Annotated in this window: 16 protein-coding genes; 8 read left to right on the plus strand and 8 right to left on the minus strand. The window is 66.2% G+C overall.

The window, feature by feature from the left end; all coding sequences use genetic code 11:
- Positions 1–409: 409 nt before the first annotated feature.
- The 4 genes from A6A05_RS22145 to lptG all read right to left on the minus strand — a co-directional run bounded on the left by A6A05_RS22145 (position 410) and on the right by lptG (position 4,481).
- A complete protein-coding gene (locus A6A05_RS22145; RefSeq protein WP_068503938.1) occupies positions 410–913 on the minus strand; it encodes a cold-shock protein in 504 nt (167 codons plus the stop codon).
- A 254-nt stretch (positions 914–1,167) separates the two neighbouring features.
- Positions 1,168–1,866 carry a phosphatase PAP2 family protein gene (locus A6A05_RS17125; protein WP_068503940.1) on the minus strand — a complete coding sequence of 233 codons (699 nt, stop codon included), beginning with the start codon at positions 1,864–1,866 and terminating at the stop codon, positions 1,168–1,170.
- A gap of 3 nt (positions 1,867–1,869) precedes the next feature.
- Positions 1,870–3,339, minus strand: a complete 1,470-nt coding sequence (locus A6A05_RS17130; protein ID WP_068503943.1) for an ArnT family glycosyltransferase — start codon at positions 3,337–3,339, stop codon at positions 1,870–1,872.
- 38 nt (positions 3,340–3,377) lie between these two features.
- Positions 3,378–4,481 (minus strand): LPS export ABC transporter permease LptG, encoded by a 1,104-nt coding sequence (gene lptG / locus A6A05_RS17135; RefSeq protein ID WP_068503944.1) that lies wholly within the window; start codon positions 4,479–4,481, stop codon positions 3,378–3,380.
- 125 nt (positions 4,482–4,606) lie between these two features.
- Here lptG and A6A05_RS17140 point away from each other — a divergent pair, with 125 nt between their 5' ends.
- The 4 genes from A6A05_RS17140 to A6A05_RS17155 all read left to right on the plus strand — a co-directional run bounded on the left by A6A05_RS17140 (position 4,607) and on the right by A6A05_RS17155 (position 7,931).
- Positions 4,607–5,179 carry a cob(I)yrinic acid a,c-diamide adenosyltransferase gene (locus A6A05_RS17140; RefSeq protein ID WP_068503946.1) on the plus strand — a complete coding sequence of 191 codons (573 nt, stop codon included), beginning with the start codon at positions 4,607–4,609 and terminating at the stop codon, positions 5,177–5,179.
- Between the two features lie 133 nt (positions 5,180–5,312).
- Entirely contained in the window at positions 5,313–6,059 is a 747-nt protein-coding gene (locus A6A05_RS17145; protein ID WP_068503948.1) for an electron transfer flavoprotein subunit beta/FixA family protein, read from the plus strand.
- Positions 6,060–6,061: 2 nt separating this feature from the next.
- Positions 6,062–7,000 (plus strand): electron transfer flavoprotein subunit alpha/FixB family protein, encoded by a 939-nt coding sequence (locus tag A6A05_RS17150; RefSeq protein ID WP_068503950.1) that lies wholly within the window; start codon positions 6,062–6,064, stop codon positions 6,998–7,000.
- A 52-nt stretch (positions 7,001–7,052) separates the two neighbouring features.
- Positions 7,053–7,931, plus strand: coding sequence for a 3-hydroxybutyryl-CoA dehydrogenase (locus A6A05_RS17155; protein WP_068503951.1), 879 nt, complete (start codon positions 7,053–7,055; stop codon positions 7,929–7,931).
- A 127-nt stretch (positions 7,932–8,058) separates the two neighbouring features.
- Here A6A05_RS17155 and A6A05_RS17160 read toward each other — a convergent pair whose 3' ends face one another.
- The gene (locus A6A05_RS17160) at positions 8,059–8,415 is read right to left on the minus strand and encodes a carboxymuconolactone decarboxylase family protein (RefSeq protein WP_068503953.1); all 357 of its coding nucleotides are present in this window, start codon (positions 8,413–8,415) and stop codon (positions 8,059–8,061) included.
- Positions 8,412–8,870, minus strand: a complete 459-nt coding sequence (locus A6A05_RS17165) for a nucleoside deaminase (protein ID WP_068503968.1) — start codon at positions 8,868–8,870, stop codon at positions 8,412–8,414. Before A6A05_RS17165 ends, A6A05_RS17160 begins: the two co-directional genes overlap by 4 nt.
- Positions 8,871–8,916: 46 nt before the next feature.
- Here A6A05_RS17165 and A6A05_RS17170 point away from each other — a divergent pair, with 46 nt between their 5' ends.
- Genes A6A05_RS17170 through rsmD form a run of 3 tightly spaced genes read left to right on the plus strand, consistent with a single transcriptional unit; the run spans position 8,917 to position 11,040 of the window.
- A complete protein-coding gene (locus A6A05_RS17170) occupies positions 8,917–9,630 on the plus strand; it encodes a gamma-glutamyl-gamma-aminobutyrate hydrolase family protein (protein ID WP_068503955.1) in 714 nt (237 codons plus the stop codon).
- Positions 9,627–10,505, plus strand: a complete 879-nt coding sequence (locus tag A6A05_RS17175) for a pseudouridine synthase (RefSeq protein WP_068503957.1) — start codon at positions 9,627–9,629, stop codon at positions 10,503–10,505. The genes A6A05_RS17170 and A6A05_RS17175 overlap by 4 nt, the downstream gene beginning before the upstream one ends.
- Positions 10,480–11,040 (plus strand): 16S rRNA (guanine(966)-N(2))-methyltransferase RsmD, encoded by a 561-nt coding sequence (rsmD, locus tag A6A05_RS17180; RefSeq protein ID WP_068503959.1) that lies wholly within the window; start codon positions 10,480–10,482, stop codon positions 11,038–11,040. The genes A6A05_RS17175 and rsmD overlap by 26 nt, the downstream gene beginning before the upstream one ends.
- Here the strand turns inward: rsmD and A6A05_RS17185 are convergent.
- A complete protein-coding gene (locus tag A6A05_RS17185; RefSeq protein WP_068503961.1) occupies positions 11,021–11,344 on the minus strand; it encodes a hypothetical protein in 324 nt (107 codons plus the stop codon). The genes rsmD and A6A05_RS17185 overlap by 20 nt on opposite strands.
- Positions 11,345–11,511: 167 nt before the next feature.
- On the minus strand, positions 11,512–12,369 hold the full coding sequence (locus tag A6A05_RS17190) for a hypothetical protein (protein ID WP_156521121.1): 858 nt from the start codon (positions 12,367–12,369) through the stop codon (positions 11,512–11,514).
- 186 nt (positions 12,370–12,555) lie between these two features.
- On the opposite strand from A6A05_RS17190, the gene A6A05_RS17195 reads away from it, so the two are divergent.
- A complete protein-coding gene (locus A6A05_RS17195) occupies positions 12,556–13,152 on the plus strand; it encodes a carboxylesterase family protein (protein WP_068503966.1) in 597 nt (198 codons plus the stop codon).
- The last annotated feature ends 70 nt before the right edge of the window (positions 13,153–13,222 follow it).

Consider the following 13,222-nt stretch of genomic DNA (forward strand, 5'->3'; position numbering starts at 1 on the left):
GCTGCGCCTGGCCCAGACGGCCCAGAAATTGGTCCAAAGCCCGCTTGCCTTTGCCCGTCTGGTCCGCGCCAACCTCAGGGGTTCAGACAATATCCATTACAGGGAAGATAGCCCCGCTGCCCTGTGGCCTATCCATGCGCCCCCCCCTCTAAGGGGGCATGGATGGGCCGCCAAGCCCGTTGGCAGGTCGGGAGTCACCTTCTAAAATCGGGTGATTGACCAGACTGCGGACCATCCGTGTTCTTGCATCGGATGGCGCCGGGCTTTCGGCCCAATCAACAAGACAGCAATGGGATCGGTTTGCCGGCGACACGCGCGGGCGTGGCGGCCTTCACCACGGAAGGGCACCGCAACAATCGGAACAGGCCCCCGCGCGGCGTGCGCGGGGGCTGTCCGAATAAGACGACCGTCAGATCAGAGCGACGGTGTCAGCCTGGGGACCCTTCTGGCCCAGCGTGGTGGTGATACGCACCCGCTGACCGCTTTCCAGGTTCTTCAGGCCCGAACGCTCGAGAGCCTTGATATGGACGAACACGTCCTTGCCGCCTTCGTCGGTCTGGACGAAGCCAAAGCCCTTCTCGGCCGAGAAGAACTTGACCACGCCTTCGACGGTCTCGCTCGGGCCGCGATCGGTGCGCGGAGCGCGCGGAGCGGCGGTAGCGGTCGAGGCGTCAACCTCGTGCACGGCGACGACCTGCGGGCCGCGGTTGCCCTGGCCAAGATCGCAGACGAGAGTGGTGCCTTCGGCGACCTGGGTCAGACCAGCGCGCTCGAGAGCCGAGATGTGCAGGAAGGCATCCGGCGAACCGTCGGACGGAGCGACGAAGCCAAAGCCCTTCGAGGCGTTGAACCACTTCACGGTGGCGGTCACGTTCGCCTGGCTGACCGCCTGGCGGTCGAAGCTGCTGGGCATGCGCGGCGTACTACGCGGGGGCTCGTAGCCGCCCATGTCGCTGCCAAAGTCGTCCCGCCGGCCGCGATCGCGGGAGCGGCTACCATGATTATCTCGGTTCCAAGCCATGTGTCATTCTCGTCGATAGAAAATACAAAAACCCACGCACATGCGTGGGGCATCCCGGTCCTTGCCTACAGGCGCAGCTCAGTCTGAACCTATATCATTACCCGAGAATCGGCTACGCGCCTAGGGGTTTAAACCCTATCCCTCGGTTATTGCCGATGATTCTTCGATGAATCGCCCAACAACCGTCGGTACAACCACAGAATCAGCCCGATGGTGATGACCGCCGAGAAGGCCACGTCCGACAGAAAGTGGCCGCCCTGGGCGATGCGGACCAGCCCCACCACCGCCCCGAACGCCACGCTTGCCGCAATGGCAATGGGCCGCCAGGCCGGCGGCGCCAGCAGGGCGAAGGCCAGCGGCCAGAAGCCCAGGGCGCCATGGCCCGAGGTGAACGAGCAATTGTCATCGCACTGGTCGCTGATCATCAGCGGCCGGACATAGGTGGATTGGCCGCCGAATTCGATCAGCGTCGATGGCCTGGGACGCCCCCAATTGTCTTTGAGGATCACGTTAACCACCAGCCCCGGCCCCAGGGCCAGCGACAGCAACAGAAAGGCCGCCACCCGGCGGCTAACCCCCAGGAAGGTCCGCCGCATCGCCTCACCGGCCAGCCAGGCGACCGCGACGATGCCCGCTACCGCGAACAGCAGCACCGGCATCGACTTCCTGATCCATTCGGGAAACGGCGCGCTGCGCGCAGGAAAAATATCTCGCGCAGGCACATAGAACCACGACGCCACCGTCAGGTCGATCTGCGGAAACAGCACCAGCGGCGCCAGCGCCGCCAAGGTCCACATCCAGGGGTGGCGCTCCATCGAGCCCCACCAGGCGTTCAGCCACCGCATCGCCTAATATCCCTTGAAGCCGGTCAGCCGCCACACCAGCAGCGGCCGCCCACGCGCGCCCAGGTCGATGTGGTCGCGGATGGTGTCGATATGCTCGGCCCGATCGAACCGGCGGATCACATCCTGCGGGGGTTCGGGGTTCTGGGTGGCGTAGATCATCAGGGGCTCGCCGACGGCCAGGCTGGAGGTCTGGTCATAATGGTCGCGCACCCGGCCTTCCGGGTTCCACTTGGCGAAATCGAACGGATGTGGCCGCACGTAATAGACCAACGAGGCCAGGATCTTGCGTTCGTCGCCCAGCAGCCGGGCGCCGGGATGGGCGGCCAGGATCGCCGACAGCCGCTCGCCGACCATCTCCCAGCCGCGCACGCGCCGCATGGGATCAAGCTTGGCCGCCCGCTCGCCCAGGAGCGGACGAACCGTCTCGAAATGATAAAGCCCGCCCATGGCCGCCAGATGCAGGGCCAACGACGCCCACAGCCACGCGGTGCGACGCTCCGCCAGCCACGCCACCGCCAACAGCAATCCGGCGACGAAGGCCGGCGCGGTCCAATTGGCGTTGGCGCGCGACAGCAGGCTTTCGAGTGTCATCACCAGGAAGACAGGCGCCGCGAACGACACCAGCAGGCGCGGGGCGGAACCGGGCCGCGACCGGAAACCGGCCACCAGCGCCATCACCAGCGCCACCATCAAGATCGGGCCGAACACCGCGAACTGGCCGCCAACGAACTCGGCCATCTTGTCCGGGTGGAACAAGGTGCCGCCCAGATTGGCGTTGTCCTTGGTGTGCTCGTAGGACACGAAGCCGTTCAGCGCGTTCCACACCAGATTGGGGGCATAGACCGCCAGCCCCAAGCCGATGCCGGCCCACAGGCCCCGGCTTTTCCACAAGGGCCGGGCCTCGCGGTCCCAGATCAGCCACACAGCCAACGAGGCCAGGAAGAAGGCCATGGCGTATTTCGACAGCAATCCCAGGCCCAGGAACAGACCGAAGCCCAGCCACCACCGGCTGATCTTCTCGGGCTGGGCCCGCCCGCGCACCAGGCACCACAGCGCCCCGGCCCAGCAGGCCAGCAGGAAGGGGTCGGTGGAAATCAGCATCGACGACAGCGACACCGCCGGCAGCGTCACCCAGGCCACCATGGCCCAGGCGCCCACCCGGGCGTTCCACAAATCGCGGCCGAGCAGGAACAACAGGCCGGCGGTCACCAGATGGGCCAGCACCGAGGACAGCTTGACGCAGCCTTCGCCGTCGCCGCACAAAGCGGTGGTGCCGGCGATGGCCCAGGCCACCATCGGCGGCTTCGAGTAATAGCCCAGTTGGAACGTCTGCGCCCAGGCCCAGTACTGGGCCTCGTCGAACGACAGGTTGGGCGAGGCAAAAGCCAGGATCGCCAAGCGCCAGAGGATCACCCCGGCGACCGTCAGGGCCGCCAGCCGGACCGGCCGCGAGAAGGGGGTGTCACTGTGCATGGCCGGGGATTACCACCGCCCTTGGAATTTGGCAATCCTCAGCCGTCTTCCAGATAGAACAGGCCGCTGACCCCGATCAGCAAGGCTACCAGCGCCGGACTCCAGGCGGCCAGGATCTGCGGCAGGGTCGAGGACAGGCCGAAGGCGAAGATCACCTTGGAAAACAGATAAATGGCGAAACCGGCCCCGACACCGCCGCCGACCCGGATCAGCAACCCGCCGGCCCGCATGTTGGGCCTGAGCGAGAACAAGGCGGCGATCAGCACCATCGAGGCATACAACAACGGCGACGCCAGCAAGGCCTGGAAATGCATGCGGTGCTTGGTGGCGGCGAAGCCGGCCTTCTCGAAGAACGAGATGAAGGCCGGCAATTGCCAGAAGCTCATCGCCTCGGGGGCGGCGAAATTGTCCTGCACCCGTTCCAGGGTCAATTCGGTCGGCAGACTTACCTTGTCGAGATGCTGGCTGGGCTTGCCGCCTTCCATCTGCCAGACATCGTTCAGGGCGAAGGTGCCGTTCTCCAGGGTCCCGCTCACCGCCGACAACCGCCGGGCAAACCGGTCGGGGCCGTCGAACAGAAAGATGTGAACCTCTTTCAGGTGCAGGGCCAGGCCCTCTTGGCGGACATCCTCGGCGTGGACCACCACCTGGCGGCTTTCGTCGCCCTCGCGCAGCCACAACCCGATCTCGGACAGGTCGAAGGCGCCGGATTTATTGAGCAGAAGCTCGTCCTGCATGCGCTGGAAGCGGGCATACATCGCCGCCCCCAGCGGATTGACCGCCGTCACCTCGAAGATGCCGACCAGCACCGAGACCACCACCACCGGCGCCAGGAACTCCCACGCCGAAATGCCGGCGGCGCGGGCCACCACCAGTTCGTGGGTCCGGGTCAGGCGCCAGAACGACAGCATCGCCCCGATCATCACCGCGAAGGGCAAGATCATGTGCACCATCTGCGGCAGCTTCAGGAGCGCCATGGTCATCAAGGTGGCAAGGCCCAATTCGCCACGGCCGGCGGCGCGACGGATCAGCTCGATCACGTCGAACAGCAAGATCACCCCGGCGATCACCAACAGCGCCGCCGCGAACGCCAGCACAAACTGGCGGCCGATATAGGTACTGAGGGTCAGCGACAGGCGCATGGGGCATCCCGAAAAAAATCCGGCCGATTATAGGGGCAAAGTCGGGCAAGGAAAGCCCGCTCTCGCCAGCCGCCCCCGGAACATGGCATAAAGGCTGCCCGATCCAACCAGCCCGGTGGCGCACCATGGTCACGTTGACACGCATCTATACCAGGGGCGGCGACAAGGGCCAAACCTCGCTGGGCGACGGCGCCCGCGTGCCCAAGCACGCACTCAGGGTCGAAGCCTACGGCACGGTGGACGAGGCCAACGCGGTGATCGGCATGACCCGCCTGGCCACCCGCGCCCACCCCCAGGCCGATTCCATGCTGGCCCGCATCCAGAACGATCTGTTCGACCTGGGCGCCGATCTGTGCACCCCCCTCAAGCAGGACGAACAGCCCGGCCAGGCGCTGCGCATCGTCGCCGATCAGGTGACCCGCCTGGAAGCCGAGATCGACGCGATGAACGCCGAGCTGGCGCCGCTGGCCTCGTTCGTGCTGCCGGGCGGCACCGAAGCCGCCGCCCAACTGCATCTGGGCCGCACCGTGGTGCGCCGCGCCGAACGGCTGATGACCCAACTGGCCGAGACCGAAGCGGTCAATCCCCAGGCCATCGCCTATGCCAACCGGCTGTCCGACCATCTGTTCGTGCTGGCCCGCTGGTTGAACAAACAGGCGGCCGGCGACGTTTTGTGGGTTCCCGGCGCCAACCGGTAACCGCCTGTAAAACCCTGCGCGGGCTGGCGTTGACAACGCGAAAGCGCGAGCATATGGTGCAATGCAATAGCCAAATCCGCCTTGCAATGCCGATTTACGGCACAAGGCCCTTGCCGAAGGGATCAGGAGGACCATGAAGGTACTGGTCGCCGTAAAGCGGGTCATCGACTACAACGTCAAGATCCGCGTCAAATCGGATAATTCCGGGGTTGAGACCGCGAACGTCAAGTTCAGCATGAACCCGTTCGACGAAATCGCCGTCGAGGAAGCCGTGCGTCTGAAGGAAGCTGGCAAGGCCACCGAGATCGTGGTGGTGTCGCTGGGTCCGGTGGCCGCGCAGGAAACCATCCGCACCGCGCTGGCCATGGGCGCCGACCGCGGCGTGCTGGTCCAGACCGATGACGAGGTGCAGCCGCTGGCGGTGGCCAAGGCGTTGAAGGCACTGGTCGATAAGGAACAGCCGGGCCTGGTGATCCTGGGCAAGCAGGCGATCGACGACGACAGCAACCAGACCGGCCAGATGCTGGCGGCGCTGCTGGGCTGGTCGCAGGGCACCTTCGCCTCGAAGGTGGAACTGGGCGACAAGGCCACCGTCACCCGCGAGGTCGATGGCGGTCTCGAGACCGTGGCGCTGAAGCTGCCGGCGGTGGTCACCACCGACCTGCGCCTGAACGAGCCGCGCTATGCCTCGCTGCCCAACATCATGAAGGCCAAGAAGAAGCCGATCGACACGGTGACCCCGGCCGATCTGGGCGTCGATACCAGCCCGCGTCTGGTCACGCTGAAGGTCGAAGAGCCGGCCAAGCGCAAGTCCGGCGTCAAGGTCGCCGACGTCGCCGCCCTGGTCGACAAGCTGAAGAATGAAGCGAAGGTGATCTGAAAATGACCATCCTTGTCATCGCTGAACACGAAGGCGGCGCGCTGAAGTCCGCCACCTTGAACACCGTCACCGCCGCCGCCAAGATCGGGGGCGACATCCATGTGCTGGTGGCCGGCGCAGGTGTCGCCGCCATCGCCGCCGAGGCCGCCAAGATCGCCGGAATCGCCAAGGTGCTGACCGCCGAGGCGCCGGCCCTGGAACACCATCTGGCCGAGCCCCTGGCCGCGCTGATCGTGGCCCTGGCCCCTGGCTACACCCACATCCTGGCCCCGGCCACCACCACCGGCAAGAACGTCGCGCCCCGAGTCGCAGCACTTCTGGACGTGGCCCAGTTGTCCGACATCACCGCGGTGGTCTCGGCCGACACCTTCGTCCGCCCGATCTATGCCGGCAACGCGCTGGCCACCGTGCAGTCGAAGGATGCCATCAAGATCATCACCGTGCGCGGCACCGGCTTCGAGGCCGCCGCCGCCTCGGGTGGTTCGGCGACGGTCGAGGCGGTGGCCCCGGCCGCCGATCCCGGCCTGTCGTCGTTCGTCGGCCAGCAGCTGTCGAAGTCGGAACGGCCCGAGCTGACCAGTGCCCGCATCATCGTCTCGGGCGGTCGCGGCATGGGTTCGGGCGAGAATTTCGCCCTGATCGAGGCCGTCGCCGACCGCTTAAGTGCCGCCGTCGGTGCCTCGCGCGCCGCCGTCGATGCCGGTTTCGTCCCCAACGACTTCCAGGTCGGCCAGACCGGCAAGATCGTCGCCCCCGACCTTTATGTCGCGGTCGGCATCTCGGGTGCCATCCAGCACCTGGCCGGCATGAAGGATTCCAAGGTCATCGTCGCCATCAACAAGGACGAAGAGGCCCCGATCTTCCAGGTCGCCGATTACGGTTTGGTCGCCGACCTCTTCAAGGCGCTGCCGGAGCTGGCTCAGGAATTGGACAAGAAATAATCCCCGGCCCGGACGTCCGAGCCAGAACACCCTATCAGGCGGGAGTTATCGCATGAGCGAAATTCGGAAGATTGGTGTCATTGGCGCCGGACAGATGGGCAGCGGTATCGCCCATGTGTGTGCCGCTTCGGGCTTTGAGGTGATCTTGCTGGACGTGACGGACGAGGCCCTGAAGAAGGGCCTTGGCGTCATCGACAAGAATCTGGGCCGTCAGGTCGCCAAGGGCAAGCTGTCCGAGGAAGACAAGGCCGGCACCCTGTCACGCATCAAGACCACCACCCAGTACGCCGACTTCGGCGACAGCGATCTGGTCATCGAGGCCGCCACCGAAGACGAGCAGATCAAGCGCAAGATCTTCACCCTGCTGTGCCCGGTGCTGAAGCCCGAGGCCCATATCGCCTCGAACACCTCGTCGATCTCGATCACCCGCCTGGGTGCCGCCACCGACCGTCCGGGCAAGTTCATGGGCATGCACTTCATGAACCCGGTGCCGGTGATGCAGCTGGTCGAGCTGATCCGCGGCATCGCCACCTCGGAAGAGACCTTCAGCCTGGTCCGCGACATGGTGCTGAAGCTGAAGAAGCAGCCGGTCTCGGCCGAAGACTTCCCGGCCTTCATCGTCAATCGCATCCTGCTGCCGATGATCAACGAAGCCGTCTATACCCTGTACGAGGGTGTCGGCTCGGTAGAAGCCATCGACACCGCCTTGAAGCTGGGTGCCAACCACCCGATGGGTCCGCTGGAACTGGGCGACTTCATCGGCCTGGACACCTGCCTGTCGATCATGCAGGTGCTGTATGACGGCCTGGCCGATTCCAAGTACCGCCCCTGCCCGCTGCTGGTGAAGTACGTCGAAGCCGGCTGGCTGGGCCGCAAGACCGGCCGCGGCTTCTATGACTATGCGGGCGAGAAGCCGGTTCCGACCCGCTGATCGGTCCCGCCGAAGGCGAGACCAATCAGCGGCCTTGCCTTTGGCGCGCCCGTGCCGGGCGGCTCAGTCGCCGCTCAGGCTTTGGAACAAAACCCCCTTGCGGTCCTGCCGGAAGGGGGTTTTTCGTTCAGCCCGCCTTCGCCGCCGCGTGCTGGTCATAGGCTTCGACCGCCAATGCTGCGTACATCAGGCTGGGGCCGCCGCCCATATAGATGGCCATGCCCAGCACCTCCATCAGTTCCTCGCGGGTTGTGCCCAGTTCCAGGGCGGTACGGGTGTGGAAGGCGATGCAGCCGTCGCAACGGGCCGCCACCCCCATGCCCAGGGCGATCAGTTCCTTGGTCTTGGCGTCCAGCACGCCGGGCGCCGAGGCCGCCTTGGCCATGGCGGAAAAGCCCTTCATCACCTCGGGGATGGTGCCGCGCACCTGACCCAGCAGGCCCGACAATTCCTTGGCCATCTGCGGCCAGTCCTTGGTGCTCATCGGTTTTCTCCTCGTCTGTCCTGAAAGAAGCTTTTCAGCAGGGCCGCCCCCTCTGCCTCGCGCACGCCGCCCACCACCTCGGGGCGGTGGTGGCAGGTGGCATGGTCGAATACCCGGGCGCCGTGCTCGGTGCCGCCGCTTTTCGGATCATAGGCGCCGAACACCAGCCGGCGCAGGCGGGCCAGCGAAATCGCCGCCGCGCACATCGGACAAGGTTCCAAGCTGACATAAAGGTCACAGCCATCCAGGCGGACATTGCCGATGGCTTCGGCCGCCTGACGGATCGCCAGCATCTCGGCATGGGCGGTGGGGTCGGCCAGTTCCTCGACCCGGTTGCCGGCCTGGGCGACAACCCGCCCGTCTTGCACCACCACCGCGCCCACCGGCACCTCGCCGCGAGACGCGGCAAGACGGGCCTGATCCAGTGCGATGGCCATGAAGTCGATCATGTCCATCATCTATCACATTGAAGCCAAGGGCGCAGGGCTCTATACAGCAGGGATGACCCGCACACCCGTCATTGGTATCACCCTGGACAGCGAAGAGCCCGGCGGCTATTCGAAGTTCCCGTGGTACGCGCTTCGCCAGAATTACGCCGGCTGGATCGCCGAGGCCGGCGGCCTGCCGATCGCTCTACCGCATGAACCCGAACTGGCCGCCCACTATCTCGACCGCATCGACGGCCTTTTGGTGACCGGCGGCGCCTTCGATGTCGATCCGGCCCTGTTCGGGGCAGACAGCCGCCACGCCACGGTGACCCTGAAAAGCCGCCGCACCGCCTTCGAGCTGGCCATCGTCCAGGGCGCGCTGGAACGCAATATGCCGATTCTCGGCATATGCGGCGGCCAGCAGCTTCTGAACGTGGCATTGGGCGGCACCTTGATCCAGCACATCCCCGACGAGGTCGCGGACTGCCTGGCCCACGAGCAGCCCAATCCCAGGAACGAGCCCGGCCACACCGTCGCCATCGCCGAAGGCACCCGGCTGGCGGCCATCACCGGGGCCGGCACCGTGGCGGTCAATTCCGCCCACCATCAGGCGGTCAAGAATGTGGCGCCCGGCTGCATCGTCGATGCCACCGCCCCCGACGGGGTGATCGAGGGCATCGAGGCCCCGGACAAGCGTTTCTGCATCGGGGTGCAATGGCATCCCGAATTCAACATTTCCGAAGCCGACCGGGCCCTGGCCCGCGCCTTCATCGAGGCCTGCACATGACCGAAGACGTCGAAGACGAATCCAAGGGCGAACGCATCGCCAAGCGCATCGCGCGGGCCGGCATCTGCTCGCGCCGCGACGCCGAGCGGCTGATCCAACTGGGCAAGGTCACCCTGAACGGCAAGGTGCTGGACACCCCGGCGGTGCTGGTCACCGATGCCGACCGCATCGTCGTCGATGGCCAATTGGTCGGCGAGCCGGAACGGACCCGGGTGTGGCGCTATCACAAGCCGGCCGGGCTGGTCACCACCCACCGCGACCCCCAGGGCCGCCCGACGGTGTTCGAGAAGCTGCCCGACGGCCTGCCGCGCGTCATGTCGGTCGGCCGCCTGGATCTGTCGTCGGAAGGCCTGCTGCTGCTGACCAATGACGGCGAACTGGCCCGCAAGCTGGAACTGCCGGCCGCCGGCTGGGTGCGGCGCTACCGCGTGCGCGTCCATGGCGAGGTGCCGCCCGAGACCCTGGTCGGACTCGAAAAGGGCATCACCATCGAGGGCGTCAAGTACGGCCCGATCAAGGCCCAGCTGGACCGCCAGCAGGGCTCGAACGCCTGGCTGACCCTGTCCTTGAAGGAAGGCAAGAACCGCGAGGTCCGCCGCGTCATGGACCATCTGGGCTGGCCGGTCAGCCGACTGATCCGCGTCGCCTATGGCCCGTTCCAACTGGGCAGCCTGGAGGAAGGCGCGGTCGAGGAAGTGCCGGCCAAGGTGGTCAAGGAACAATTGGGCGACCGCGAATCCGGCTGGGCCAAGGCCGACACCACCGAGCGCGCCCGCCCGCCGGCCCCCAAGAAGAAGCCGGCCCGCCCCGAGCGACCCACCGATAAGCCCACCGGCAAGGCCGGCCCCCATGCGGATCGTCGGCGGCGTTCATAAGGGGCGCCGGCTGGCGGCCCCCTCGGGCCGCGACACCCGCCCGACCGCCGACCGCGCCCGCGAGGCCTTGTTCAACATCCTGGCCCACTCGGCCCATGTCGAGCTGGACGGCGCCCGCGTGGTCGATTGCTTCGCCGGCAGCGGCGGATTGGGGCTTGAGGCACTGTCGCGCGGCGCCGCCCACGTCACCCTGGTCGAGCAGGCCCATGCGGCCCTGACGGCACTGAAGGCCAATGTCGAGACGCTGCGGGAGGGCCAGCGCGCCACCATCGTCAAGGCCAATGCCTGCCGCCTGCCGCCGGCCCCGCAATCTTGCACGCTGGCCCTGTTGGACCCGCCCTACCACCTGAACCTGGCCGCGCCCTGCCTGGCGTCACTGGCGGCCACGGGCTGGCTGGCGCCAGACGCGCTGTGCGTGGTGGAAGTCGCCGCCGACGAGGATTTCACCCCGCCGGCAGGATTTTCTGAGCTCGAGCGGCGCACCTATGGCGCGGCCAAGTTCGTGTTTTTGAAGGTCACCCCGCCAGCGCCTTGACGATGCGGGCGATCAGGCCGGGTTTCTTCTTGGGTGGAACCGGCTTCTTGGCCGGCGGTTTGGCGGCGGCCGCCGGCTTGGCGCCCACCGGTTTGCAGTTGGGATTGGTATACGAGAAGAACACCTTGAAGTCGCCCGAGGCATCGACCTTGTAATAGGCCACCTTCTTGATGGTCGGGTCCTTCTGGCAGCGGCGCTTGGCGTCGGGCTCGGCGTCCTCGCGGGTGGTGATGCTGTCGGAAGTGTCCAGCCGCCCCTCTTTCAGGGGCTGGCCGTCCTTGCAGGAATAGATTTCGGTCGTCATGGGCCGAGTTTAGCAAAGCGCCTGGCCGGCCTCTAGTGTCCTGCCCCAGAAATTCGCAAGTGAATTTCTGGGATGAGCAGGCCACTAATCTGTTGAATTGTGTGGTGATTCCGATGTCCGCATTTTGATGCGAACTTCGGAATCACCACACTAGCCGGCCGACGGTCTTATACCGCCACCGACACCGGCGCCGTCGGCGAGACCGGCGGCGCGATCGGCGCCGGTTCTTTGCTCCAGCCCTCGATCTCGGCCAATCCCTTTTCGATGATCTCGGCGTTTTCGTCGAAGGCGCGGGCTTCCTTCTTGCGCTGATGCTCGTCTTCGAGCAGCGCCAGCATTCCCCGCACCATCACTTTCAACCGTTCGAAGACCTGGCGAGCTTCACGAAGGAATTTTTCGTCGGGTGCGTGGATTTCCTGGGCGCCGGCGGCCGCTTGATAGGCAGTTCGCGCCTTCTCGCGCTCGGCGGCACGGGCGGCGGCGGCAACGTCCGAGGCCTCGCCGGGGGTCATGGTCACCCGGGCGGCCGGCTCGGCCTTGGCCGCCACCGGCTGTGCAGCCGGATCGGCAGCGGCCGTGGCGGACGGGGTAGTTTCGGAAGCCGCCGGATCGGACAAGGCCGCACCGGACGATGACGCTGCCGCGGCAGGGGCCGGAGCCGCGTTGGTCCGAGGGGCCCCATCCCGGGCGTAATCCGAGACGGCGTCGGCCAATTGCCGCGTCATCTGGCGCAGCACACTGGCCGCCGCCTTGGGATTGAGCGCCAGGACCGGCGCCAGTTGGAGAAGTTGCTGTTTCAGCCGCTCGACGGTCTCGCGCGCGCGGGCCTTGCGCTCTGACGACATGCTTTGACGCAGCCCGTCGGCGATACGGCGCCCTTCGTCCATCGCTTGGCGGACACGCCCCATCACCTTGTCGGCTTCTTCCGCCGCCAGGCGCATCTGTCCCGCTACTTTCCCGGCTTCTGCCGACTGGACTGGCCGAACCAATGGCGACCCCGTGGTCACCTTGCCGATCGTTGCCATGCCCGCCCTCCCTTCTGGAATGCTGACATTCCCAGTGTGCACCTTTCCCGGGGCACCGCGCAACTGCCGTCACACTACTCCTAAGGTCGTCTTTTTGCGACACTTATACGCGCTTAACTTGTCGTTCGCCGGACACAGTGCGACTTATGGGGTTCTGTAACGCGAAAACAATCGCATGAGGGGAGAATGAAACGTCTATTCGGATGGGCCGTCGCCGTCGCCGCGCTGTCCCTGGGGGCCGGTAGCCAGGACGCGCAGGCCCAACAGAGCTGTGCCGCCGGCTCGACGGTCACCACCGCCGCCGGCCAGGTTTGTGGCCCCCAGCAGGGCAGTCTGTTCACCTATATGGGAGTGCCCTACGCCAAACCGCCGATTCCGGGCAACGGGCTGCGCTGGCAGCCGCCGACCGCCGCGTCATCCTGGCAAGGCGTGCTGCAGGCCATCAATGCCGGGCCGGTGTGCGCCCAGGGCAGCCCGCCCAGGCCGGGCAGTTCCGAGGATTGCCTGTATCTGAACGTGTGGACCCCATCGCCGGCGGTGACCAACGGCCAGGCGCTGCCGGTGATGGTGTTCATCCATGGCGGCGCCTTCGTCATCGGCTCGGGCTCGGAGCCGCTTTATAACGGCGCCTCGCTGGCCGAGACCGGCACCGCGGTGGTGGTGACGCTGAATTACCGCCTGGGCGCGCTGGGCTTCCTGGCCGCCGACAAGGCCCCCGACGGCAAGGCCGGGCCGGTGCCGGCCAATCTGGGCATCCAGGACCAGAATTTCGCCCTGCAATGATGGGGTGGACGGCCCCTGCTCACCGGCGTCGCAATGCGCCAAAGTGGTCGTTGTTGAAACAGACCATAGA

The organism is Magnetospirillum moscoviense (assembly GCF_001650635.1).
Lineage (GTDB): Bacteria > Pseudomonadota > Alphaproteobacteria > Rhodospirillales > Magnetospirillaceae > Magnetospirillum > Magnetospirillum moscoviense.

Excerpts from the sequence above, each read along its gene's own strand:
- A6A05_RS17125 (WP_068503940.1), bottom strand. The coding sequence starts at position 1,866 with ATGCGGTGGCTGAACGCCTGGTGGGGCTCGATGGAGCGCCACCCCTGG.
- rsmD (WP_068503959.1), top strand. The coding sequence starts at position 10,480 with ATGCGGATCGTCGGCGGCGTTCATAAGGGGCGCCGGCTGGCGGCCCCC.
- A6A05_RS17185 (WP_068503961.1), bottom strand. The coding sequence starts at position 11,344 with ATGACGACCGAAATCTATTCCTGCAAGGACGGCCAGCCCCTGAAAGAG.
- A6A05_RS17190 (WP_156521121.1), bottom strand. The coding sequence starts at position 12,369 with ATGGCAACGATCGGCAAGGTGACCACGGGGTCGCCATTGGTTCGGCCA.
- A6A05_RS17195 (WP_068503966.1), top strand. The coding sequence starts at position 12,556 with ATGAAACGTCTATTCGGATGGGCCGTCGCCGTCGCCGCGCTGTCCCTG.
- lptG (WP_068503944.1), bottom strand. The coding sequence starts at position 4,481 with ATGCGCCTGTCGCTGACCCTCAGTACCTATATCGGCCGCCAGTTTGTG.
- A6A05_RS17150 (WP_068503950.1), top strand. The coding sequence starts at position 6,062 with ATGACCATCCTTGTCATCGCTGAACACGAAGGCGGCGCGCTGAAGTCC.
- A6A05_RS17170 (WP_068503955.1), top strand. The coding sequence starts at position 8,917 with ATGACCCGCACACCCGTCATTGGTATCACCCTGGACAGCGAAGAGCCC.
- A6A05_RS17165 (WP_068503968.1), bottom strand. The coding sequence starts at position 8,870 with ATGGACATGATCGACTTCATGGCCATCGCACTGGATCAGGCCCGTCTT.
- A6A05_RS17145 (WP_068503948.1), top strand. The coding sequence starts at position 5,313 with ATGAAGGTACTGGTCGCCGTAAAGCGGGTCATCGACTACAACGTCAAG.
- A6A05_RS22145 (WP_068503938.1), bottom strand. The coding sequence starts at position 913 with ATGCCCAGCAGCTTCGACCGCCAGGCGGTCAGCCAGGCGAACGTGACC.
- A6A05_RS17175 (WP_068503957.1), top strand. The coding sequence starts at position 9,627 with ATGACCGAAGACGTCGAAGACGAATCCAAGGGCGAACGCATCGCCAAG.
- A6A05_RS17160 (WP_068503953.1), bottom strand. The coding sequence starts at position 8,415 with ATGAGCACCAAGGACTGGCCGCAGATGGCCAAGGAATTGTCGGGCCTG.
- A6A05_RS17140 (WP_068503946.1), top strand. The coding sequence starts at position 4,607 with ATGGTCACGTTGACACGCATCTATACCAGGGGCGGCGACAAGGGCCAA.
- A6A05_RS17130 (WP_068503943.1), bottom strand. The coding sequence starts at position 3,339 with ATGCACAGTGACACCCCCTTCTCGCGGCCGGTCCGGCTGGCGGCCCTG.
- A6A05_RS17155 (WP_068503951.1), top strand. The coding sequence starts at position 7,053 with ATGAGCGAAATTCGGAAGATTGGTGTCATTGGCGCCGGACAGATGGGC.